We start from the raw sequence: 23808 nt of genomic DNA, 5'->3' as shown, positions 1-23808 counted from the left end.
TACGAGCTTTTTTTGCTGTTTTGTTTTCGGACTTGGCCCCGGCGCGTTGTGCCGTTGGGGCTATAGGGCCGTTAATCCGCGCCGCGGACCGGGATCGCTGCATCGGGTTTTGGATGAAAGATCCGCTGTACAGCGAAGACGGCCGCTGCGATCCCGACACCAATTAGATCGGAAATAAGCCCGCCTTCGATCATCAAGAGGGCCGCCGCGGTCAGGCCAATGCGCAGGAACCAGGCCGCTACCGCTCCCAGGAACCAGCCTTGAACAGCCGACGACAACAGGAACACGCCAACGACCGCTGTCAGAGCCGCACGGCCGATATCCAGCACCGAACCGTCCATCAACAATGCGGAATTGTAGAAGAACATGAACGGCACGATGAAGGCTGCAATGCCGATCTTGAACGAGGCGACCGACGTCTCCATCGGATTTGCCCCCGATATCCCGGCCGCTGCGTAACTGGCGAGGGCCACGGGCGGTGTGATCGCCGAGAGAACCGCAAAGTAGAACACGAAGAAGTGCGCGGTCAGAAGCGGAATGCCGAGTTGAACAAGACCCGGTGCCACAACGGAGGCGGCCACCGCATAGGCGGCTGTCGTCGGCATGCCCATCCCGAGCAGGATCGAGATACACATTGCAAAGAACAGCGCCAACAGCTGGCTGGTATCTGCAAGGCTCAGGAGGAGCGCTGAGAATCGCGCGCCAACACCGGTCAGCGAGATCACACCCACGATGATGCCTGCGCAGGCACACACGGCGATAATTTGCACCGACATTGTTCCGGCGATCTCAAAGGCCCTGAAGATGGACCTTGGCCCCATCCGGTACGGGGTGAGCCACGATACGACGGCCGCTGAAATGGTTGCCAGAGCGCCCGCGCGGATCACCGAGTAGCCCATGAAGAGCGCGTAGATCAGGATGATGATAGGGATGAACAGATAAACCTGTTTGACCATCTGTGCGAACTTCGGCAGTTCTTCAGATTTCATCCCGCGCATGCCGAGTTTGGCGGCTTCGAAGTCGACCATGAAGTAGACCGATACGAAGTAAAGTACGGCCGGGATCAGGGCGGCGATGGTGATTTCCGTGTAAGGAATGCCGGTGATTTCCGCCATGATGAATGCGCCGGCGCCCATGATCGGCGGCATGATCTGGCCACCGGTTGAGGCAGCCGCTTCAACGGCACCCGCGGTCTTGCGGTGGTAGCCAACCTTCTTCATAAGCGGAATGGTCAGGGAGCCGGTTGAAACCACATTACCGGCGGACGTTCCGTTGATCATGCCCATCAGACCGGAGGCAAAGATCGCAACCTTTGCCGGACCGCCGCGGGCGCGGCCTGCGGCTGCGAAGGCAAAGTTGACGAAGTAATCGCCCACTTTCGAGGCCTGCAGGAAGGCTGCGAAGATGATGAAGAGAATGATATAGGTCGACGAAACGGCGGTTGTCGGGCCGAGAATGCCAGCATCGGTATAGACCTGGCTGAAGAAGCGCTGCCAGGTAATTGGCGGTGAATTTAGGAAGCCGGGCAGTTTGTCGCCGATGAAGACGTAGCCGAGGAAGACAGCGGCGATCACCACAAGGGCCATACCGGCAACGCGCCGGGTCAATTCCATGATGAGTGCGGTACCGGCAACCGCTGCGATTGAAATGCCGATCGGCGCAAACGGTGTTCCGGTCGAATTCCGCATCAAGGTGCCGTAGATCGTGATCAGATAGGCCGCGACCGCCGCACCACAAACTGCGAGCACGACATCCGGCGCCGCGAACCCTGACCGGACCCGTTGATGGAACCAGGAGAGGATGATGCCACCGGCTGTTGCAACGATAAGTGGCAGGCCGAAAAGGTAGGTTTCGCTGTACTTGATGCCTTCATCAATGCCATTCCACATCTTGCCATTGGAGATTTCAGCGGCGAAGGAGAAGGCCATGCCGAGCGAGAACAGGGCAGGGATCATCAAGGCATAAGCGGCATAACCAAGAATTGGTGTTTCCTGACCCTTTTCAGGAAAATCAATCCGGCCGGCAAACAAAAGAAACCCAAGCGCGAGCGCACCGGCGACGTGCACGATGCGGAAGTTCCAGGTTTCCATCGGGAACGTCGGCAGGAACGGGATAACAATCCCGGTCCATTCGGAGATCGAGAGGCCGTTCAAGGCCGCCATGTGAAATGCGGCATAAAGCGCAGCGAAGGACGTAATGAACATGAGGGATTTACCCTCAAACAGGCGCCGGTTTACCTCAACCGGTTCCTCATCGACGCCGTGCGCGATCAGATGATCGTCGTCTTCGGCTGGTGTTGTCTTGTCGGTCATGGTCCCCCGCGCCTCCAGCTGCGTCAGCCAGAGTTTATCTTGTCGTTGAAGTAAGGGCCGCGCAAGTCCCGCGGCCCTCCTTTGGTTTTTGTGAAGACGGTCTTAGTTGCCGTGGATCATGTCGGCCGGAATGTCGGCACCAGCATTTTCCGTGAACCACTCAGCTGCACCTGGGTGCCACTTCAGAACGGTGTTCTTGGTCCAGTTCTCAGGCAGCGTTGAACGTGCGGCCTTGTGGATGTTCACCATACGGTCGTTGTCGGACATGACGACGTTGACTGCTGCCTTGACGAAGGACGCCGGCAGGTCGCAGTTGGCGACAGCGAAGTTCCACATGGACACTGAACGCGCGTCGTTTTCCAAAGTCGTGTAGGTGTCAGAAGCAATTGCGAACTCTGAAACCGGGAAGGCTTCCAGGATCTTCGCACGCTCTTCTTCGGTGAACTCGATGATGTTGATGTCGGTTTGGACTTCGAGCTGGCTGACGGCCGGAACCGGAACGCCTGCTGCGAATGCAATCACGTCCAGAAGACCATCCTGAAGCTGGCCGCCAAGGTCAGACCAGCCGCCGTTGCGGCGCTCAAAGTTCACGCCAAGCTCTTCCATCATGCGCGGGAAATAGGTGTCGGACGTGGAACCCGCCGGGCCGAAGCCGATCTTTGCGCCATCCGGAATGTCCGCAATAGACGTGATACCGGAGGAAGACAGAGCCGTGATTGAGAACGGGGTCTGATACATCGGGAACATTGCGCAGGCGTTGGTCATCTGCAGGCCCGGTGCGATCGGGTTGGTGCCGCCGAGCGATTCTGCTGCCGGACCCATGGTGGTCATGCCGAACTGTGCGTCACCGGTGTGAACCAGGGCCATGTTCTGCATCGGGCCGCCGGTAACTTCACCGCCGCCGGAAATGCCGAGTTCTTCTGCAACCAGGTTTGCCCAGCCAGAACCGTAAGCGAAGTAGGTGCCGCCCTGAGACGCGGTGCCAACGGTGAAGCTTTCCGGCCAGCCGGTGCGATCCTCATCCTGAGCAAAAGCGGACGTTGCGGTCATAGCTGCGATTGCAACCGCGCCAGTGATCATGGTGAATTTCATGAGTTCCTCCAAAGATTATTGTTCCGAGCGGAACGGGCACGGAGTTTTTGCGGATTCCTGCTGACCAAATTGAACTGGACCGGCGCTCCTCCCAAAGCGTGCCGCCCTGTAATCAAGTGCGAACGGATAAAAAGGCAAGCTTCCGCGCCCCAAGAAATGAAGTTTGTCGTTGGGGAAGGGGGTATTTGGGTGGAGACGGTGACAAAGCGGTCAAGTCGTGTCCCGATTAGGTGACACATCTTGGGGGGCAGTTCAGAATTTAGATTTCTTCAGAATAGGCTTTCCGGGAGAGATCGTATTTTTGCATCTTCTCATAAAGCGCCTTTCTAGAAATCTTGAGCGCCTCATAAGTCTCCTTGATGCTGCCACCATGGGCCGCAAGCGTTGCCGCGATCAAAGCCTTTTCATGTTGGGCCATGTGATCAGCAAGACTGAGGTCTTTGTGTTCATCGCCGTCGTGATCAATGCCAGAGGCGAGCCCCAGAACAAATCGGTCAGCGGCGTTGCGCAGTTCGCGAACATTTCCTGGCCAGTCCTGACTGACGACTTTGGCCAAAACACTATCCGGTATCTCGGGTAGCTCCCGCTTGAAGCGGGTTGCAGCGTCCGAAACCAGTTTTGAAAACAGGAGCGGGATATCTTCCCGGCGTGCACTGAGAGGTGGCACGGTAACCGTCACAACATTGAGCCGGTAGAGGAGATCGGACCGGAATCGGTCGGCGGCCGCTTCCGCAACAAGATCCTTTTTTGTGGCTGCGATGAAACGGACATCCAATTCCACCGGTTCATTTGACCCGAGCCGTGTGACCACCCGGTTTTGGATGGCATGCAGGAGTTTTGTCTGCAGCGGGAGTGACAGACTGTCGATCTCATCCAGAAGAACCGTCCCGCCGCGGGCGGCCTCAAAGCGCCCGGTTCGGGCCCGCATGGCTCCCTGGAAGGCTCCTGCCTCATGGCCGAAAAGTTCGCTTTCAACAAGATTTGCAGGAAGCGCACCGCAATTGATGTGAACAAACGGCATGGATGCACGCGAACTGGCTTCGTGGATTGCCCGGCTGGCGACTTCCTTGCCGACACCGGTATCGCCAGTAATCAACAGATCCACATCGGCAGCCGCAACAGCGCTAACTTGATCTCTCAAGGCGCGCATAACCGGGCTGCGACCGTGCAAAACCCCTTCGACGGCATCCCGCGCGCCAACCTCCCGGCGAAGCGACCGGACTTCGACGGTCAAACGGCGTTTGTCCAGTGCGCGGCGCACGGTTTCGACCAGGCGGCTCGGGGGGAACGGCTTTTCAATGAAATCATAGGCTCCGTCACGCATCGAGCTGACGGCGAGTTCGACATCGCCGTGGCCGGTCACCAGAATAACCGGAAAACTCGGATCGATTTCCAAGACCTTGCGCATCAAAGTCAGCCCATCAGTTCCCGGTAAACGAATGTCGGTCACGAGAATACCGCGAAAGTCGCGTGTTACGTGCTGCAGCACTTGGTCGGCATTGGGGAAACACTCAACCTCAAGGCCTTCCAGCTCCAGGCTTTGTTTGGCGGTGAAACGCAGATGTTCTTCGTCATCGACAAAGAGTATTTTTTGAGCACTCATTCGGCGGCTGTTTCCTGCGCGCGGATTTCCTGGTTTTCGTTGGCGGTCTCGTCAGCCAGAAGGAGATCAATCGAAAACACGGCGCCGCCCTCATCATGATTGGAAACCCGGAGCGTTCCTCCGAAATCCTTGACGATGTTGTATGAAATTGAAAGGCCCAACCCCATGCCTTCGCCCGGCTGCTTAGTTGTAAAAAAGGGATCAAAAACCTGGCCCATTTCCTCTTCCGAAACCCCGGCGCCGTAATCCCGGACCGACAGTACACAAGTGTCGGCATCTGTTCGAAGGCCAATATCGATTTGGACGGGTTGCCGATCTTTCATGGCATCAAGTGCATTCGTCAGGAGATTGACCACAACCTGTTGCAGGCGGATATGTCCGCCCATGACCCAGACCTCTTCATCCGGCTGAGCGAAATTGAGCTTGGCGCCGCTCCCCCGCAGCCTTGGTTGAAGGAGACCAATCGCGTCATTAACGATCTGTACCAGAGGGACCGGCCGGACCTTTTCCATCGGACGGCGTGCAAAGTTGCGCAAATGCTTCGAGATTGACGCCATCCGATCTGTCATTTCAGAGATACGGCTGATGTTTTCCCGGGTTTCAGGTGTCCTGTTCCTTTCAAGAAGCTTCAAAGCGTTTTCCGCGTAAGACTTTACCGCGGCAAGCGGTTGGTTGAACTCATGGCTGAGCGCTGCGGACATCTGACCAAGCGCTGCCAGCTTACCCGCTTGCACCAATTCTGTCTGGGTTTTCCGCAGCCTGGTTTCAGCTGCCTTTCGTTCGGCAACTTCTTCCAAAAGCTGTGCATTCGTCCGGTTGAGATCAGCGGTCCGTTCTTCCACCCGGACTTCGAGCTGTTCCTGTGCTGCCTGCTGGGTCAGCAGCCGTTCAAGAAGTTGCGCGCGCCGCTGGATATAAAAGGCGACGGCCAATCCAATCAGCATGATCCCGAGGACAAGGATCAAAACCGCCGCAAAGGCCTGTGTTCTTGCTCTGGTGGCGGAAACCAGGATCCGTACATTCCACCCGGCGTCAGAGATGTATTCCGAGCTGCTGATATAGCGGTAGCCACTTGGTTCATCCTCAATCTTGATGAGATTGAGATCCTCCGTGAGTGGCTTTACCGTGTTGACAAGGGGAAGAAGCCCATCCGCCGGGTATTGCCGGTTCGCCTGAATTTCAGCGATTTCGGTTCTTGTCAGCGGACGTAGGGTGCGGAAATGCCAATCCGGCCGGCTCGCCATGAAGACGACACCGCGCAGGTCAGACACGATGATCTGATGATCTGCGTTGCGCCAGGCTTGTTCAAACCCATCAACTGTAAACTTGACGGCGACCACGCCTATGACACGCTCATTGTCTTCAATTGGAGCCGCGAAGAAATACCCACGTTCCCCGGATGTTGTACCAAGCGCGAAAAAGCGGCCGGTTCCGCCTTCAAGTGCCTGCGTAAAGTAGGGCCGGTAAGCAAAGCTCCGCCCTACAAACGACAGTTCCTTTTGATAGCTGCTGGCAGCGAGCGTCATGCCGGACACATCCATCACATAGACATCTGAAGCTTTCAGCCGGTACGCGGACAGACGAAGGTCTTCGTTGACCCGCTTTAAAAGTCCAGGGTCTGTGGGAGACTTCAGGAGTGCCACTAAGCTCGGGCGCTCGGCAATCAGCGAGGGCAGGGGTTCATAGCGCTGCAACGCGCCTTTCAACCCTTCGACAGTCAGTTTCAGGGTTGCTTGTCCCCGCAGGCCAGCCTGTTTTTGAAAATACGTCTCAATGACGGGTTCCGACAACACGGCAACGATCGCGGACAGCAGCACGAACCCAGCGAGAACACGGCCGGATGTTATCTTGAACAGTTTCGACTGTCGTCTTGGCATTCCAAGAACTTTCCAAAAAAGGCCTACGCTTCAATTACCTTGCACATGTTGCCATACGTGGGAAATCACAACAGATCCTTCACCAACGGCCGAAGCAACACGTTTTACCGAGCCGGCTCGAACATCACCAACGGCAAATAAACCAGGACACGATGTTGCATATTGCGATTGTTCGCCAACTTTATCGCCTGTAAGCACGAAGCCGCGTTCATCCAGATCGCAGGTTTCCGACAGCCAGTCTGTGTTGGGGGCCGCACCCACCATGATGAATACAGCGGGACAATCCAGGTTCCAGTCCTCGCCGTTCCGGTCGATCACGACTTTTTCCAGCAAGTCGTTTCCTTCCAGCGCCTTGATCTGGGACTTGTAGTGAATTGTTACAGACTGGTCAGCTTCGAGCCTTGAAAGAAGATAGTCCGACATGGATTCCGCCAGACTGCCGCCCCTGATTAACATATGGACATGGCACGCTGCTCTGGACAGATACATCGCGGCTTGCCCGGCGGAGTTGCCGCCTCCCACCACGACCACATCAGCGCCGCGGCAATAGCGGGCCTCCATGTCCGTTGCGGCATAATAGATACCGGTGCCTTCAAATTCTTCCAACCGGTTGAGCGGTAAGCGGCGATACTGGACACCGGATGCAACGACAACAGCCTTGGCACAAATTTCCTTGCCATTGTCCAAAGTTACACAGAATGTCCCATCGGCCCGCCGTTCCAGTTTCTCCGCCCGCCGGGGCCGCAGAAATCGTGTGCCGAACTTGAGCGCTTGCACTTCGCCCCGCCAAACGAGATCAGACCCGGAGATCCCGGTCGGAAAGCCCATGTAGTTCTCAATCCGGCTGGACGTCCCAGCTTGCCCCCCAATGGCCAGATCCTCGACAAGCACCGCAGAAAGTCCTTCCGCTCCTGCATATACGGCAGCTGCAACGCCTGCCGGTCCGCCACCGACGATAAGAACATCTACGGTTTCATGGCATTCAAAGTGTTGCGCCAGACCCAAGAGTTTTGCCACCTTGGCAGGTGTGGGTTGGTCGACAACCCGGTTTTTGCCAAAGACAACGGCCGGCTGCCGGCCGCTGAGCTTGCAGCTCTGCGCGATTTCATCCGCGTCTTCAGACCCGAGATCAATCATTTGAAACGCGATCTTGTTCCGCGCCGCAAATTCCGCAATCCGTCTCACATCGCGGTCAACATCTGCACCGACTAGCTTCAACGACGTGTCGTGCTCTTCAACCTGGCGGCGCCGGCGCGCGGCAAAAACCGAAATGATGATGTCCGACATCTCGGGTATTCGTGACATGGCCGCAAGCATGTCTTTTCGGGAGACCGAGATTAAGACCGTGTCTTCCTTGGCGCGCAGCGGCAGCGTATAAGCCCCGCCATTTAAAAACGTAATTTCTCCAATGAATTGATCCGGTCCAAGCGATGACGGCAGGTAAGCCTCCCGCGTGTAGGTGTCGATTATCTCGACGCGCCCTTCCAGGATATAAAGAAACCGGTCCATTGGGTCGCCAACTTCGGCGATCATTGTGCCCGCATCAAAGCGGACTTCCGTTCCCAGATCCCGGATTGCCTGGACATGGCTTTGGTGAAGAGGCGTTCGAGCCATTTCCCTCAAGTCACCAGCAAAGCTTTCCATATTCAGGTCCTTCGATTGAAGCTCGGGAGTGGCGTGCATTCAGCACTACCCCCCGAAGAGAAACCTTTCAATATGCAGAACGGCTATCAGTGGTTGTCATTGGATTTCTGGTACCCGAAAATTTCTGTGCGTGTGAGCCACTGGTTGTCGCCATAAACTGGATCTGAGTCGAACGTCGTCCGACACACACCCCAAAACCATATTTTGCGCAGTCTCTGGAAACTGTTCAACAGCGAGACCAACTAAACCCAACAGGCAGTTGCGATGAACGAGGTGAACATGTCTCACAATGTCCGGACCGAAACAGACTCTTTTGGGGCACTGGAGATACCCGCAGACAAGTACTACGGCGCCCAAACAGCCCGCTCCTTGATCAATTTTCCGATCGGCGGGGAGACGATGCCACGTCCTCTCATCCATGCGCTGGGTGTCATCAAGCAGGCGGCTGCCCGTGTGAATGCGGCTCAAGGAAAGCTTGATCCCAAACTTGCGGATGCGATTGAACAGGCGGCGTCGGAAGTCGCCGCCGGAAAGCTGGACGATCATTTCCCTCTTGTCGTCTGGCAGACGGGCTCGGGCACCCAGACCAACATGAATGCAAATGAGGTGATTGCAAACCGCGCAATTGAGCAGCTTGGCGGTGTTGTCGGCTCAAAAACACCAGTGCACCCAAATGATCACTGCAACATGAGCCAGTCTTCAAACGACACCTTTCCAACTGCCATGCATATTTCCGCAGCCACGGAAATCAAAGAAAAGCTTCTTCCCGCACTTGCGCATTTGAAGTCCGCTCTTGAGAAAAAGTCTGAAGAATGGGCGCATATCGTCAAAATCGGCCGAACCCACACCCAGGATGCAACGCCATTGACCCTCGGCCAGGAGTTCGGCGGGTACGCCGCCCAAATTGCTCTTGGAATGGAGCGTGTCACCGAAGGGCTCAACGGGCTGTATGTGCTGGCGCAAGGAGGAACGGCCGTCGGAACAGGCCTTAACACGAAAAAAGGCTTCGACACTGCATTCGCCGCCGAAGTGGCCGCGATTACCGGTCTTCCGTTTCGAACCGCATCCAACAAGTTCGAGGCGCTTGCAGCGCATGATGCCTATGTCTACGCACATGGTGCGCTCAATACGGTCGCGGTATCCCTGTTTAAGATCGCCAATGACATCCGGTTTTTGGGGTCTGGACCGCGGTCAGGGCTTGGCGAGCTGGCGTTACCGGAAAATGAACCCGGCTCCTCCATCATGCCGGGCAAAGTCAATCCGACCCAGTGCGAGGCCGTGACCATGGTGTGCGCACAGGTTCACGGTAACCAGTCAACGATTTCGTTCGCCGGAAGCCAGGGGCACTTTGAGCTGAACGTCTACAAGCCCGTGATGGCACATGCGATGTTGCAGTCGGTCAAGTTGCTGGCCGATGCCTCTATCAGCTTCGCAGACCGATGCGTGTCCGGCATAAAGGCAAATGAGGATAATATCACCCGCCTTATGGAACGGTCCTTGATGCTGGTAACCGCGCTCGCTCCCGCGATTGGCTATGACAAGGCCACGGAAATCGCCAAGACAGCTCACAAGAACGGCACATCCTTGCGCGAAGAAGCGCTCAATCTTGGCTATGTAACGGAAACAGAATTTGACGCACTTGTGCGCCCTGAAAAGATGATCGGCTCGAGCGTTTGACAGATATCGGCTGCCTCGGCCGACCTAGTCGCAATCATAATTAAAGAGAGTGGCGGAGGGGGTGGGATTCGAACCCACGGAACGCTTGCACGCTCGACGGTTTTCAAGACCGTTGCAATCGACCACTCTGCCACCCCTCCGGCGCAGAGCAAAAGCCTGAAAGGCTCATGCGAGAGCACCCGTTTCTCCGGTCTTGCCTTCAAAGTCAAGCAGGGAAATCAGAATTCGGGGTGATTGCCCACAAGACTGTCCATCGACTGCCATTGTCCGCGCACTTTGTGCCGGGCCGAAACACGCGTTCGTAAAGCAAAACTAAGACAGTTTGGACCGTCCCGGGCGTTGATTGAAATGGCGGCCTGGATGGGGGGCTGTGAGGCAACCATCTAAAGACCAACACCCGGGAGGGTCGAAGGGGCCGCCGGTCCAGTGTCGTGGGCAGGGGTCGAACCGGCGGCCTTAAGCTGGAGGTGGGTCCAGCATTGCTTGTGACAGGGCGGTCACCAGCAATGAACACACCTTACGAGGCAGCCCGAATGCACGTTGTGATGTGTGTCACATCCTGTCCATTTGGCGATAAGTCTGAGCCCGTGACCTTTGAGCAACAACCTATACCGCTTGAAGATCCATATAATTCATGTCGCCTTTGCAGGCACTTAGGGTTCGCGGCATTGCTTTTCCGTCAAACGAACCGGTGGAAAGGTTCCTCCGGCATGCGTTCAGCGTTATTGCAGGGTCGACGGGCGGTTTACTTTGAAGTAAGACGTTTGCCGTTACATGGCGTGTGGTTAGGGATGCATCGCGGGGGCAGTGCGTCTAAAATTCCGGCAAGTTGCCGGGCACACCTTTGAAACCGGTTGCCGGACGACCGGATCAATAGTCGCGTGAGCTCAGGGGCTGCCAGCGCGTTGTGAGTAGGATGGCGGGATGCATGGGATCGGCGGGCAGACTTGGCGCTCGGATGACAAGTCTATCGAAGACACTGGCATTGTTTCTTCACGAAATGACCGAACGGGTTCTGTGATGCGGCAAGTGCGCACCATTTTGATGGTTGCAGCCGCCGCCGGATTTGTCGCCGCCTGCGGATCCGTGCCACAAGAAAAAGCGAAATTCAGCCCGAAAAAGTATGGCGTTAAAGGCAGCCCGAAAGTGGTTGCCGCCGGAAAGCCTGTTCCCAAAGGTGGCGGTCGCTACGTCGTTGGCAAGAAATACAAGATTGCCGGCAAGTGGTATTACCCAAAACACGAGCCGAACTATAAAAATGTTGGGCTGGCATCCTGGTACGGGCCGACGTTCCATGGCCGTAAAACCGCGAACGGTGAGGTCTTTGACCGCAACGCACTGACAGCTGCGCACACCACCATGCCGCTGCCGTCCTACGCCCGTGTCACCAACATGAACAACGGCCGGTCCATGATTGTGCGGGTCAATGACAGGGGGCCATTCCACGGCAACCGCATCATTGATCTGTCTGAGCGGGTCGCCAACATGCTGGACACCAAAAGTGCCGGTGTTGCCAAGGTCAAGGTCGAGTATGTCGGCCGCGCGCCGCTTCATGGCCAGGATGAAACCTACCTGATGGCGTCGTATAACGGTCCAGGCGCTGTTCAGCCCGGCACCAGCCGTCCGGGCACTTTGATTGCCCAAAATGCTCCGCGCCTTGTTGTTGGTCCGACACAAGCCCCGCCACCGCGGCCATACAGGCCGTCTGCAACGCTTGCGTCCGTGGCAACACCTGGAACCACGATTGCAGCCGCGTTTGATCCGGCTATCGCCTTCGAAGCTGGCTCCAGCAATGTTCAGGTGGCAGCCAACAATCGGTTTGAGCCGCAACCGGCAGCCTATGCGCCGGAAAGCGGCGTGCTTGGCACGTTGACCGTACCGGCTGAGCAGGGTCTGACCCCAGGAAGTGCTATCTCTTCCTACATGGCGAACCAACGTGTGTCGGATGCCCATGAAATGCTCACCTTTGCGTCCGGATCCGGTTTGTCCTTGAAGTTGCTTGCTCGCCAGGCAGCTCTGGATTGAGTGATCGGGGCTGATGATGCGACGTATCTTCAGCCGCATGCCGCATATCCCAAACCTGAAACCGAACTGCTTGTCCGCCCTTACAAGGTGCTCTGCCGCGGTTTTGGTGTCTTTGTTTGCTCTTGTCAGCGTTCATGCCGAGCAGCTCACCACGAAGGCGCCGAAAGCGCTCCTTTATGAACCAGCATCCGGCACAGTTTTGTTCGCGAAGAATGCTGACGTTCCCTTCGCGCCCGGGGCTCTGGTCAAGGTCATGACCGCGGCGACGGTTTTTCAGGCGTTGTCGGATGGCGAACTGACGCCGGATCAACTGTGCACTGTAAGCGAACACGCATGGCGGACAGGCGGTGCTCCGTCTGGCCGGGGGGCTACCATGTTCGCCGCAATCAAGTCAGAGATATCCGTCGAGGACCTGCTGAAGGGTCTTTTGGTTCATAACGGCAACGACTCTGCGATCATTCTGGCTGAGTGTTTGGACGGCTCCGAGGCCGCCTTTGCGGACCGCATGAATACGCTCGCTGCCGAAATCGGTATGGCGAACAGCAGCTTTGGAAATCCAACAGGATACGAAGAGGCCGTCAGCACGACGACGGTGCGTGATCAGGTGCGTCTTGGCGAATACATCGTGGAAGAGCATCCCGACCGGTATACGATGTTCGCAATCCCCGAATTCACTTGGAACAACATCTTCCAGCGCAACAAGAACCCGCTTCTTGGGGAAATCCGCAATCTTGATGGACTTGGCGGCGGCGCACATTCGGAAGACGGTTTTTCCGGCCTTGGATCCATTGACCGCAATGGCCGCCGGATCATAGCCGCAGTTGCTGGCCTGACATCAGACAATCACCGCCTGGCCGCCTTGAAAGAAATCTTCGAGGGAACCTGGGAATTTTATGCCGTTAAAACCGTCTTTCCAGCCGGAGAAATGGTGGCCGAAGGCCGTGTTTTTGGTGGTGTCGACGGCACTGTCCCACTAATATCTGAAGCAGATATTGATGTATTTCTGCCGCGCGGCGGAACCCTGGAATACCGGCTGCGCGTTGTGTATCAAGGGCCACTCGTTGCCCCGATTGCAGCTGGCGCCCCTGCCGGAGAACTTCAGGTAATCGGACAGGACGGCGTGGTTCATAGGGCACCGCTCGTTACCGGCGCATCCGTTCCGGAAGGCGGACTTGTCGGCAAGGCGCTGGACAGCGTGCAGGAACTTTTGTTTGGCTGGATCGGATAATAAAATCCTGAAACCCGCCGGTTGACAAACCCCCGTTCGGCCCGGCAAGGCAATCAGCGGAAAAAGAAAACAGGGCCGGAACCAGGTGCAGGGACACTTTATCAGTTTTGAAGGCGGTGAGGGGGCTGGCAAGTCCACCCAAATTGCCCGGTTGAAGACTTTTCTGGAAAGCCTGGGTAAGACGGTCATCGTTACGCGTGAGCCAGGTGGGTCGCCGGGTGCTGAAAAAATCCGCGCCATGCTCCTGTCCGGCGAAGCCCGTGATCTTGGGCCACGCGGCGAAGCCATGCTCTTTGCTGCAGCGCGTGCAGATCATGTGGACACGTTGATCAAACCAGCGCTGGAGCGTGGCGACTGGGTCCTGTGCGACCGCTATTCTGACTCCACGTTGGTATATCAGGGGGAAGCGGGCGTAGATCTGAACTATTTGAGGCATTTGGAAACCGCAGCCGTGGCCGGTGTCCGGCCGGAACTCACAATCCTGATTGATGTGCCGGCGGAACTCGGCCTGGCTCGGGTGCAGGAACGCGCGAAGACAGACACAAGCGGTGGGCCGGACCGCTTCGAGGGCGAGGCTCTTCGTGTCCACGAAGGCCGCCGGAAGCGGTTTCTGGATTTGGCAACGGAAGAATCTTACCGCTTTGCCGTCATCGATGGATCGAAGGATTTGGAGACTGTCAGCGCATCCATTCAATCCGCAGTCGAGGCTGCCTTTCAGGATCAGCTGAGCACTGACACCCTGGCGCAGGAGGCCGACTGACTTTGGCGCGCAGAAACGAACCTGTTGAAACTCCAGAGGTCGATGCCCTGCCGGGTATCCCACTGCCGCACCAGCGCAACGTTCTGATTGGTCATGGTGAGACGGAGACCAGCCTTCTGGACGCTTACCGCTCAGAGCGGCTGCACCACGCCTGGATCCTGGGCGGGCCGAAGGGTATCGGCAAGGCGACACTAGCATTTCGTTTCGCCAAGTTTGTTCTGGCCAATCCGGACCGGTTCGGACCGCAAGCAGCGATGGTTCACGATCTCAGTGTTGCCGAAGACCATCCTGTCGTCCGGCAGGTCGCTGCAGGCGGGCATCCGAACATCTTGCACTTGCGCAGGCCCTGGGATGACAAGGGCAAACGGTTCAAAGCCGATCTTCCAGTTGATGAGGTTCGCCGAACCGTCAGCTTCTTCGGAACAACCGCATCCGCGCGGGCCTGGCGGGTCTGTATCGTTGATGCTGCCGATGATATGAATGCAAGCTCTGCCAATGCGTTATTGAAGATACTTGAAGAGCCACCTGAACGGTGTTTGTTCCTTGTCTTGAGCCATGCGCCGGGCCGATTGCTCCCCACCATCAGGTCCAGATGTCGCCGGGTGGATTTGGCGCCGCTCTCTGAAGCCGACATTGCCAACGGTCTGCGCGATCTTGCCGGACATGCGATCCCCGATGCCAGTGGACTATCTGAAATCGCCCAGACCGCCGATGGCAGTTTAAGAGCAGCATTGACGCTCTTGGCGGGCGATGGTTTAGCGATCGCCCAGGGCACGAGAAAACTCGCAGAAGCCGGCAGTCAGATGGATTTGAAAGCGCTTCATGCCTTGTCCGATCTGGTTGCCGCCCGCGGTCAAACAGACAATTGGGAAAGCTTTCAGCACGTGGCTGAAACCTGGCTGCATGGTCAAATGCGCCGGTCGATTACAGCCGGCACGGGCGCCGCCTTTGCCTATGTGAAACTCTGGGAAGGCACACAAAAAGCAATTGCAGAGTCTGATGCGCTTAATCTCGACCGCAAACAGGTTGTTCTGGATTTCTTTTTGAATCTCCGGTCCGTGCGGACATAACTTGCGTAAATTTGATGTCTGGTTTTTCGATCACCAGACCCGTATGTACCTTTTTGAAAACACCACCTGAAACGTTCAGAACGGCATTCCATGATTGTTGACAGCCACTGCCACCTCGATTTTCCAGACTTTGAAGGCGAACGTGACGAGCTCATCGCCCGGGCAAAAGATGCGGGCGTTGAGTTGATGGTGACGATCTGCACCCATATCCGAAAGTTCGATCAGGTACGCGCCATTGCCGAATCCTACCCTGAGGTTTTCTGTTCCGTTGGCACTCATCCGCACAATGCCGGTGCCGAGCGCGGTATCCCGGTGGAAGAGATCGTCAAACTGGCTGAACATCCGAAGGTCGTCGCCATTGGTGAGGCCGGGCTCGATTACTTTTATGACAAGGCGCCGCGGGACGCTCAGGCAGAAGGCCTGCGGATCCATATCGAGGCAGCGAGGCAGACTGGTTTGCCTTTGGTCATTCATTCCCGCGATGCGGATGACGACATGGCGGCGATCCTGCGCGAGGAAATGGGGAAGGGGGCCTTCCCTGCCTTGCTGCACTGTTTCTCGTCCGGTCGCGATCTTGCCCTCACCGGCATTGAACTCGGTCTCTACGTGTCGTTCTCCGGCATCCTGACGTTTAAAAAGTCCGAGGTGTTGCGCGACATCGCCCGGGAGCTGCCGGCCGATCGGTTGCTTGTGGAAACCGACGCCCCTTACCTTGCCCCCCAACCAAGACGCGGCAAGCGCAATGAGCCAGCTTACACTGCGATGACAGCGGCCGTTTTGGCGGAGGTTCGCGGTGTGAGCGAAGAAGAAATCGCCCGACAGACCACAGAGAATTTCTTCCGGCTTTTCAAAAAGGTACCGAAACCGGAAAGTGTTTCCAACGAAGTAGCGGGCGCAGCATGAGTGTACGGCTGACGATCCTCGGCTGCGGGTCCTCCGGCGGTGTTCCACGGATTGGGAACGATTGGGGAAAATGCGATCCTAAGGAGGCAAAGAACCGGCGGCGGCGTTGTTCACTGCTTGTGGAAAAGTTTGGGGATAACGGCTGCACAACGGTGTTGATAGACACCGGCCCAGATCTGCGCGATCAGCTTCTTGATGCTGATGTTCAACGAATGGATGCCGTGCTTTATACCCACGCGCATGCCGACCATCTTCACGGGATTGATGATCTGAGGGCATTCATGGTCCGTGATCGGCGGCGGATCCCGGTCTACATGGATACTCCGACATTCGACAAGGCAATGGCCGCTTTCGGCTATTGTTTTGAAACGCCTAAGGGGTCCAGTTATCCGCCCATTCTCGATCGGCATGGTATGACAGCGGGAATGCCGGTTGTGATCGACGGTCCTGGCGGTGAGATTGAGTTTTTACCGATAGAAGTTACCCACGGCGAAATCAATGCCCTTGGATTTCGGATTGGAAACTCAGCTTATGTGCCTGATGTTTCAGATATTACCCCTGAAAGCTTTGATCTATTGACCGGGTTGGATCTGCTAATTTTGGATTGTTTGCGCCGCAATCCGCACCCCAGCCATTTCAATTTGGACGACGCGCTCAGCTGGACAAAGGACCTTGCGCCCAAAAAAGCGATTTTCACCAATCTTCACAACGATTTGGATTATGAAACGCTGAAAGCTGAGCTGCCGGATGGCATCGAGCCGGCTTTTGATGGTCTTCAAGTTCTGATCGACGGTGCATTGGCGGAAACCATGCCCAGGATCGCGGCGGATGCCGGCTGAACGGCGATACAAACTCCCGACAGAAGACCGATTGACCCGGTCTGCCGTTCATTATCTTGAGCGGTACGCGAGCACGGAGGCCAATTTGCGAAAAGTGCTTGAGCGCAAGGTCTCCCGCGCGTGTCATGCGCTCGATTTGGTGGCGGATGATTACCGCGATCTCATCGAAGGCATCGTCTCAAAATGCGTCCGCAATGGCATGGTCAATGACCGTGGATTTGCAGAGATGAAACTGGCGAGCCTTAGGCGCAAGGGCCAATCGAAGAAGAAGATCGAAGCACAGCTTCGGGCCAAAGGCGTTCCAGCACATATTATCGAAGCTGTTATGGCCGAAGACACGTCGGAAGATCGAACAGCCGCGATCGCTTATGCAAAGCGCCGACGGTTCGGACCGTTCCGTGATCAGGCCAAACGGGATGACCGGCGCTTAAAAGACATCGCCGCGATGTGCCGCGCTGGTTTTGATTACGAGACCGCTCGTCAGATCATTGACGCAGACCTGGACGTTCTCTGCGCTTAGATCCTGAGCGTGGTTTGTTTCAATGTGCGATGCGGAGGTGATGACTGCAAACCAGTGTCGATATCACACGATGAGAATTTACGTTTCAAAGTGTCCCGTTGGACCGTAACTCCGCTGTTTCTGTGGCTATATTAAATGTTCCATAATATTGATTATGCGTATTTTACTACGATGTTGCTGAACTGATGTGCTAATGGATGCAGATCCCTCCACATACGCTCTTGCAAATTATGCTGAATGGTCCGCACACCGTTTTCTTGCGTAACCAGACCATATCTTTCAATCACACCACGACATTGGATGGAATGGTCATGATGATAAGATCGCTTTTGGTTGCCCTGCTGCTGTTGGGTTCGCTGCCTCAAACGGCCGTTGCAAACACGCTGACAGCGCGCGAAATCCAGAACGAGATGTTGAACAAGACGATTATCACGCACCGGTTCGGCATGCGGGTCACGATGCGTTATATGCCCGGCGGAGTCGTATCTGCCAAGGCGCTGCTCGGATCGGTCGATGGAACTTGGCGGGCGCGCGGAAACCAGATCTGCTCGACATTTCCAAGAGGCCCGGCAAAAGGCACAAGCTGTGTCAGCTTCAAGCGTCTTGGTGACAATCGGTATATCAGTTCCGAAGGTGTTCGTTTCCGGGTAGTCGACTAGTTTGGACGTATCAAACTGCTGATCCGTTTTGGCGATGCGCGGCGTCTGCTGCAGCCGTATTTTCTAAAAACTGGTCTGTACAGACCGCCCAGCTTTGGCTGAGGGCCGTAGCGCGGCACACATTCCTTGGAATGTCGAGCGCGGCCAAAGCCGCTTCCCGCAAATCATCGGACAGGATCCCTGCTCCGCTGTCGCCGATGACATCCACCGGCCCCATTACGGGGTACGCGGCAACCGGAACTCCGCATGCAAGGGCTTCCAAAAGCACAAGGCCGAAGGTGTCAGTCCGGGACGGGAACACGAACGCGTCTGCGCTGGCATAATGCCGCGCCAATTCTTCTCCGGTCTTGGATCCGGTGAAATGGACATCTGGATAGTCCCGCTTAAGGGTTTCCAGCTGCGGTCCGTCCCCAACAACGACCTTGGAACCGGGCAAATCCAGATCCAGAAATGCGGAAATGTTTTTTTCGACCGAAACCCGGCCGACATTCATGAAAATTGGCCTCGGGAGATCGGACGGCAGGACACTGCCCTCATAGGGTTTGAAGATGTCTGTATCGACACCGCGGGACCACCGCATCAGGTTTTGAAACTTACGGTCCCGAAGGCTGGTTTCCAACTCGTCCGTCGCGACCATGCACCCGGATGCGGAATTGTGAAACCGCCGGAACCAGGCATAGAACGGCGCTTTCGGCAAAGGCACGCGGGCTGCAACATACTCCGGAAACCGGGTGTGATAACTTGTTGTAAAAGAGCGCTTTTCCTTACGCGCGACCTTAGCTGCAAGCAAGCCCAACGGGCCTTCAGTTGCAATGTGAATGTGGTCGCAATCGAAGTCCTTGATGTGCTGACCAACCCTGCCCCTTGTGGTCAGCGCAAGCCGGATTTCCGGATAGGTTGGACACGGTATTGTGGTGAAGCCGTTCGGGGTGAGGTACTCAACGCGAATGCCGCGTTTTTCCAACTCTCGAGCCGTATATTCCAAGGTGCGGACGACGCCATTGACCTGCGGATGCCAGGCATCCGACACAAAAAGCAGTGATTTCATGCAGCGACGGTCCGCTCTCTTTCAAGTTTCCCGGCCGGTTTCATGGCCCTTTTGCCGTTTGAATTTCCAGCGTCAGGATGCGCGCCGCTGTCCCGCCAGCGAACGATCTCCAGAACACCGTCATGAGTTTCAACGATGGCCGTGCAGCTTTCCACCCAGTCACCGGTATTCAGATAACGCGTGCCGTTCATTTCCTGATCGGTCGCATGGTGAATATGACCACAGATAACGCCGTCCAAACCGCGATCTTTGATATCCTTGGTCACTTCACCCTCAAACGCGCTGATGACGTTGACGAACTGTTTGACATGTTGTTTGGCAAAAGCCCCGAGCGACCAGTAGTTCAAGCCCATTTTCCGGCGAACGATGTTTACCCACGTGTTCGTCCATAGGGCGAATGCATAAAACTGGTCCCCAAGGAAGGCAAGCCACTTGGCCTTTTGCACAATGAGATCGTATTGATCTCCATGGAGTACAAGATACTTGCGGCCAGCCGCGGTCTCAAACTCTGCGGTTTCCGTAAACTCCACGCAACCAAACCGTAGCGGCTGGGTGTCTTTTAAAAACTCATCGTGATTTCCGGGCAAATAGATGATTTTGATGCCAGCCCTGCCCCGCGCCAGCAACTCATCAATTACGGCTTGGTGGCTTTCCGGCCAGTATCTTTTGCGCTTCAACCGCCACCCGTCAATGATGTCGCCGACCAGGTAGATCGTATCGGCGTGGTGCAGCGCCAAAAAATCCAGCAGAACGTCTGCTTGGCACCCGCGGGTCCCAAGGTGAATGTCAGACAAGAACAAGGTTCTTAAGTGCCTTATCCGGTTTTCGGTGTCTGCGGTATGCTTGCGAATGAGCCTGTCTCCCGGAAAACGCGACGGCAAAGTATTTTCCGGAATACGAACCTGCGCAAGCCTTGGATGCATTGCAGCAACGTTTTACCGCATAGATTTACAGCAACACAGCAGGCAGAGCGTCGGGGACCTTGTCACAGCCTCAAGGAAATCGTGCTCAGGCGACTGCATCCAGTGCGAGTGTGCTGTAAGCCCAAGTGATCTCCCGGGAGGTTTTGGGATCATACATGCGCATCTTGAAATCGGCTGCCGGGCGAACACCGCCAATTGCCGGCAACGTTCCGCAGAGCATGGCGGTTCCATCCTGAAAGTTTGCACCGTCCATGAGATCCTTAAGCGGCCGGATCGCGGCCAGTGTGCCGTCCTGATAGAGGGTCCACACCCCCTCCTCCAGGATCCAGGATTGAAGAACAATCTCGTCCAGATGGCCTTGCACGCTGTCGAATGGCCAGAGTTCACCGGCGACCGGTTTGGCAGCGATCTGTTTTGAATGCGCCACAGAGTAGGTTTCAAGGGCCCGGTCCGTATGATCGGAGGCGAGGCCCAACCAGGTGCTGCCGTTCATCTCAATAAGAAAAGGCTCAGCCTCACCGGACGTGTCCTTGCCGACAACCTGAATTTGGGAAGCCTGGGTGAGAAGCTCCGGCGCGCATTGATAATAGAGCGGTACGGTTGATGGCGCCGGAACGCCGATCGCTTCAAGTTCAGCAATATGGTGATCAACAGCCGCTTTGTTTCGGCCGGTCCATCCGGCAACAATGAGCCGCTGGGGCGTACTTTCCAGCACGCCTTCGCTTGTCGTGAACTTCATGAATTTCCTCAAAGTGTAGACGGAAGGAACAAGGCGATTTGCGGCATCAGGATTAACAGCCCGACCATGGCAAGCATCGCCAAGGCGTAGGGAATGCATCCAAGCATCACATCCGAGAACCTGCCCGTTTTTCGCGCAGCCTGCACCACATAAAGGTTGAGCCCAACGGGCGGTGTGATGAGCGCCATCTCCACCAGAATGATCATCAGGATACCGAACCAGATCTTGTCGTAGCCAAGCTGGACAATGATCGGCACAACAATCGGAATGGTCGCGACCATCAGGGACAGGGTCTCAATGAAGAAGCCCAGAATGATGTACATCAGGATGATCACCAGAAGCGTCTCCAATGGCCCGAGCCCCAATCCACCCAACAGGTTTTGCAAGGATCGGCTGACACCGGCCGCTGTCAGGGCGAAGTTCAGGACATAGGCACCGATGACGACGAGCATGATCATGGCCGATGTCTTGACGGCCCCGCGCAACGCTTCGGACAGCATCTCCCAATTAAGCGCCTTTTGCTGGGCGGCAATGAGGAGTGCAAGCGCCACCCCAACGGTCGCGGCCTCCGTCGGCGTTGCCCAACCGGCATAGATCGAGCCGATGATTGCGGCAAACAAACCGAGGATCGGGAGAAGATCGCCAAGCCCCGAGAGCTTTTCAGCCAGTGAACTGGGACGCTTCGGACCGCCCAGGGACGGCTTGAAGATGCACAAGAGAACTGTGATCAGCATAAAGAGGCCGGCCAATGCGAGGCCTGGAATAAGTCCGGCCAGAAACAACTGTGGAATGGAGCTTTCCGTCAGGAAACCATAGACGATCAGGTTGATGGACGGCGGGATCATGATCCCAAGCGTGCCGCCAGCCGCGATAGCCCCTGAAAAGAGCTTCTGGTTGTACCCCAGCTCTTTGGCTTGGGGCATCGCGACGGTCGCAACGGTTGCCGCTGTCGCCACGGACGATCCCGAGGTCGCTGAAAACATGGTCGACGTGGCAATGTTGGCGTGGATCAGACCGCCCGGCATCCAGGCAACCCATTTTTCCAGTGCAGAATACGTCCGGCGCGCAACACCGCTGCGAACCAGGATTTCACCGAGGAGTACGAAGAGTGGAATGGCGATCAGGGTTGCGCTGTTTGAAGACGACCAAACCACCTGCCCCAAGCCACGCATCAGCGGAAACGGGCTGAAAAACGTATCAATGCCGAAAGCTAGCAGGAAGAGGACGATGCCGACCGGGATGGACAGCGCAAGCAGGCCAAGGAGCCCGAAAGACGTGAACGCAATCATGCTTCCCCCCGCGCACCGGCGATTTGATCGACGGATTTATAATCTGACGTTGCGAACCGAACTGCGACGGAGACCAGCAGGATGGTAGCGGACATCGCAAACCAAACCCAGCCAAGCCACCAAAGCGTCTGCGGGATCCAAAGCGGCGTTTCCAGTGGCGTGTTTGCCCGCGCGCCGGTGGAAAGCGTCTTTTCCAAAACGCCCCACCCGCGCCAGGCAACCACAATCGCCGTTCCGGCCAGACATGCCATGGAGATGACGTCGAAAACCGCACGTCCGAACGGGACAAGGCGTTGACGCAGCAGGTCGATGCGCACATGCGCCTGTTCCGTCAATGCATAACTGATGCCCCACGCAGTCGTGACAGCCATAACGTATCCGGAGATCTCGTCCACGCCTCCAAGGCCCGCCCCCAGCTTTCGGGTGATGATTTCGACGAGCGTGAAGGCCACACAGACCAGCAGCACAATGCCGACGCCCATCGCAACGCGGTCGTTTAATCGCCGCAAGAGGTGAACCAAGGAGGTCATGGAAAGATCCTTACTTCGCTTCTAGGGAAACGCCGGTGACTTTGCCGACGCTGTCACTCCAGCGCTGTGCCCAGTCTCCGCCGGCCCGCTCAGCCCAGTCCGGCAGCACTTCAGAAATCAAAACCGCTTTCGCCTTGGCCTGATCTTCGTCTGTGGCTTCAACCAGCACAAGGCTACGCGCATCGCCATAAGGACACTCGCCGTTGCCGGTAAGGCAGGCGATATCATTATTCAGTGCATTTTGAGCAACTTCCCACGCCGGGGCTTCGAGGTTCTCTTTCACGCCTTTCTCAAGCGCTCCTTTCTGTGCATCGCTCAGGGTGCTCCATTTGTCGAGATTGATCGCGGTCACAACCGGATCCCATCCCCCCAGCGGGATCGGCAGAAGATGTGTGGAGACTTCCCACCAACCTGCATTGTAACCTGATCCAGCACCGGTAATGGCACAATCCACCACGCCGCGCTGCAGGGCACCCGGCACCTCACCAAATCCGATGTTGACGCCCTCTGCGCCAAGAGCTTCCAGGAACTTTGCGGTCATCCGGCCGGACGCGCGCACTTTCTTGCCCTGAAGATCATCCAGGGAGTTGATTTCGGCGTTGCAGAAAACAACTTGAGGCGGGTACGGCGCAATACCGAGGACCTTGGCGTTGAAGACGTCCTTGTAGATATCATCGACCATCGGCCGGGCCGCATCGACCGCCTTTTTTGCAGTGTCAGCGTCGGTTGCAATCATTGGAACATCAAGCGCTTCGAGCGCAACACTGTCGGAAACCGCATAGTCGGCAACAGTCATGCCGACATCAAACACCCCTTGGGACATCATGCGATAGACATCGCCGCCGGAAATGCCCATCTGGTCATGTGTGGTCAATGAAGCGGACAGCTCGCCACCGGAAACTTCCCCCAACTTGTCGTTCCAGAAAGGGGCTTCAAACTGCTTGTGAAGCGGCAGGCCGCTCCAGCTGCCAACGACAGCAAGTTCTTCGGCATGCGCCGTTGTGCCCATTGAGAGCGCGATTGCGGAGACGGCGGATAAGATCGTGAGTTTTTTCATATCTCTAGTTCCT

General features: G+C 56.4%; 20 protein-coding genes and 1 tRNA gene. 9 read left to right on the top strand and 12 right to left on the bottom strand.

Annotated elements, in window-relative coordinates:
* Positions 1-71: 71 nt before the first annotated feature.
* The 5 genes from ACVDG4_RS03475 to ACVDG4_RS03455 all read right to left on the bottom strand — a co-directional run bounded on the left by ACVDG4_RS03475 (position 72) and on the right by ACVDG4_RS03455 (position 8528).
* Positions 72-2312, bottom strand: coding sequence for a TRAP transporter permease (locus ACVDG4_RS03475; protein ID WP_447234026.1), 2241 nt, complete (start codon positions 2310-2312; stop codon positions 72-74).
* A 102-nt stretch (positions 2313-2414) separates the two neighbouring features.
* Positions 2415-3404, bottom strand: a complete 990-nt coding sequence (locus tag ACVDG4_RS03470) for a TAXI family TRAP transporter solute-binding subunit (protein ID WP_286183631.1) — start codon at positions 3402-3404, stop codon at positions 2415-2417.
* Positions 3405-3663: 259 nt separating this feature from the next.
* The gene (locus ACVDG4_RS03465; protein ID WP_447234025.1) at positions 3664-5007 is read right to left on the bottom strand and encodes a sigma-54-dependent transcriptional regulator; all 1344 of its coding nucleotides are present in this window, start codon (positions 5005-5007) and stop codon (positions 3664-3666) included.
* On the bottom strand, positions 5004-6884 hold the full coding sequence (locus tag ACVDG4_RS03460) for a sensor histidine kinase (protein ID WP_447234024.1): 1881 nt from the start codon (positions 6882-6884) through the stop codon (positions 5004-5006). The genes ACVDG4_RS03465 and ACVDG4_RS03460 overlap by 4 nt, the downstream gene beginning before the upstream one ends.
* Before the next feature lie 30 nt (positions 6885-6914).
* Positions 6915-8528: an FAD-dependent oxidoreductase gene (locus tag ACVDG4_RS03455; protein WP_447235079.1), complete on the bottom strand. Its 1614-nt coding sequence runs from the start codon at positions 8526-8528 to the stop codon at positions 6915-6917.
* A 279-nt stretch (positions 8529-8807) separates the two neighbouring features.
* On the opposite strand from ACVDG4_RS03455, the gene fumC reads away from it, so the two are divergent.
* The gene (fumC, locus tag ACVDG4_RS03450; protein WP_447234023.1) at positions 8808-10205 is read left to right on the top strand and encodes a class II fumarate hydratase; all 1398 of its coding nucleotides are present in this window, start codon (positions 8808-8810) and stop codon (positions 10203-10205) included.
* Between the two features lie 50 nt (positions 10206-10255).
* Here fumC and ACVDG4_RS03445 read toward each other — a convergent pair.
* Positions 10256-10345: transfer RNA gene (locus ACVDG4_RS03445), tRNA-Ser, on the bottom strand.
* 784 nt (positions 10346-11129) lie between these two features.
* Between ACVDG4_RS03445 and ACVDG4_RS03440 the strand changes: the two genes are divergently transcribed.
* The 8 genes from ACVDG4_RS03440 (at position 11130) to ACVDG4_RS03405 (ending at position 18209) form a co-directional block, all read left to right on the top strand.
* Positions 11130-12230 carry a septal ring lytic transglycosylase RlpA family protein gene (locus ACVDG4_RS03440; protein WP_447234022.1) on the top strand — a complete coding sequence of 367 codons (1101 nt, stop codon included), beginning with the start codon at positions 11130-11132 and terminating at the stop codon, positions 12228-12230.
* Positions 12231-12336: 106 nt separating this feature from the next.
* Positions 12337-13458, top strand: a complete 1122-nt coding sequence (locus ACVDG4_RS03435; protein ID WP_447234021.1) for a D-alanyl-D-alanine carboxypeptidase family protein — start codon at positions 12337-12339, stop codon at positions 13456-13458.
* Positions 13459-13543: 85 nt separating this feature from the next.
* Positions 13544-14218, top strand: coding sequence for a dTMP kinase (tmk, locus tag ACVDG4_RS03430; RefSeq protein ID WP_447234020.1), 675 nt, complete (start codon positions 13544-13546; stop codon positions 14216-14218).
* A 2-nt stretch (positions 14219-14220) separates the two neighbouring features.
* A complete protein-coding gene (locus ACVDG4_RS03425) occupies positions 14221-15288 on the top strand; it encodes a DNA polymerase III subunit delta' (RefSeq protein ID WP_447234019.1) in 1068 nt (355 codons plus the stop codon).
* A gap of 90 nt (positions 15289-15378) precedes the next feature.
* The gene (locus tag ACVDG4_RS03420) at positions 15379-16191 is read left to right on the top strand and encodes a TatD family hydrolase (protein ID WP_447234018.1); all 813 of its coding nucleotides are present in this window, start codon (positions 15379-15381) and stop codon (positions 16189-16191) included.
* On the top strand, positions 16188-17030 hold the full coding sequence (locus ACVDG4_RS03415; RefSeq protein WP_447234017.1) for an MBL fold metallo-hydrolase: 843 nt from the start codon (positions 16188-16190) through the stop codon (positions 17028-17030). The genes ACVDG4_RS03420 and ACVDG4_RS03415 overlap by 4 nt, the downstream gene beginning before the upstream one ends.
* Positions 17020-17550: a regulatory protein RecX gene (locus ACVDG4_RS03410; RefSeq protein WP_447234016.1), complete on the top strand. Its 531-nt coding sequence runs from the start codon at positions 17020-17022 to the stop codon at positions 17548-17550. The genes ACVDG4_RS03415 and ACVDG4_RS03410 overlap by 11 nt, the downstream gene beginning before the upstream one ends.
* 311 nt (positions 17551-17861) lie before the next feature.
* Positions 17862-18209: a hypothetical protein gene (locus ACVDG4_RS03405; RefSeq protein WP_133947401.1), complete on the top strand. Its 348-nt coding sequence runs from the start codon at positions 17862-17864 to the stop codon at positions 18207-18209.
* A gap of 10 nt (positions 18210-18219) precedes the next feature.
* On the opposite strand, the gene ACVDG4_RS03400 is transcribed toward ACVDG4_RS03405, so the two are convergent.
* The 6 genes from ACVDG4_RS03400 to ACVDG4_RS03375 form a co-directional block, all read right to left on the bottom strand.
* Positions 18220-19257, bottom strand: a complete 1038-nt coding sequence (locus ACVDG4_RS03400; protein WP_447234015.1) for a glycosyltransferase family 4 protein — start codon at positions 19255-19257, stop codon at positions 18220-18222.
* The gene (locus ACVDG4_RS03395) at positions 19254-20180 is read right to left on the bottom strand and encodes a UDP-2,3-diacylglucosamine diphosphatase (protein ID WP_447234014.1); all 927 of its coding nucleotides are present in this window, start codon (positions 20178-20180) and stop codon (positions 19254-19256) included. Before ACVDG4_RS03395 ends, ACVDG4_RS03400 begins: the two co-directional genes overlap by 4 nt.
* A gap of 85 nt (positions 20181-20265) precedes the next feature.
* Entirely contained in the window at positions 20266-20919 is a 654-nt protein-coding gene (locus ACVDG4_RS03390; protein ID WP_447234013.1) for a DUF2848 domain-containing protein, read from the bottom strand.
* Between the two features lie 8 nt (positions 20920-20927).
* On the bottom strand, positions 20928-22208 hold the full coding sequence (locus ACVDG4_RS03385) for a TRAP transporter large permease (RefSeq protein ID WP_008189920.1): 1281 nt from the start codon (positions 22206-22208) through the stop codon (positions 20928-20930).
* Positions 22205-22738, bottom strand: a complete 534-nt coding sequence (locus ACVDG4_RS03380; protein ID WP_306148762.1) for a TRAP transporter small permease subunit — start codon at positions 22736-22738, stop codon at positions 22205-22207. The genes ACVDG4_RS03385 and ACVDG4_RS03380 overlap by 4 nt, the downstream gene beginning before the upstream one ends.
* Before the next feature lie 10 nt (positions 22739-22748).
* Complete coding sequence (locus ACVDG4_RS03375) at positions 22749-23795, bottom strand: TRAP transporter substrate-binding protein (RefSeq protein ID WP_447234012.1); 1047 nt, start codon at positions 23793-23795, stop codon at positions 22749-22751.
* Positions 23796-23808: the final 13 nt, after the last annotated feature.

This window comes from Roseibium sp. MB-4 (assembly GCF_053005265.1).
Note: the sequence above shows the minus strand (reverse complement) of the source record. Positions and strands in the feature narration are given on the sequence as shown.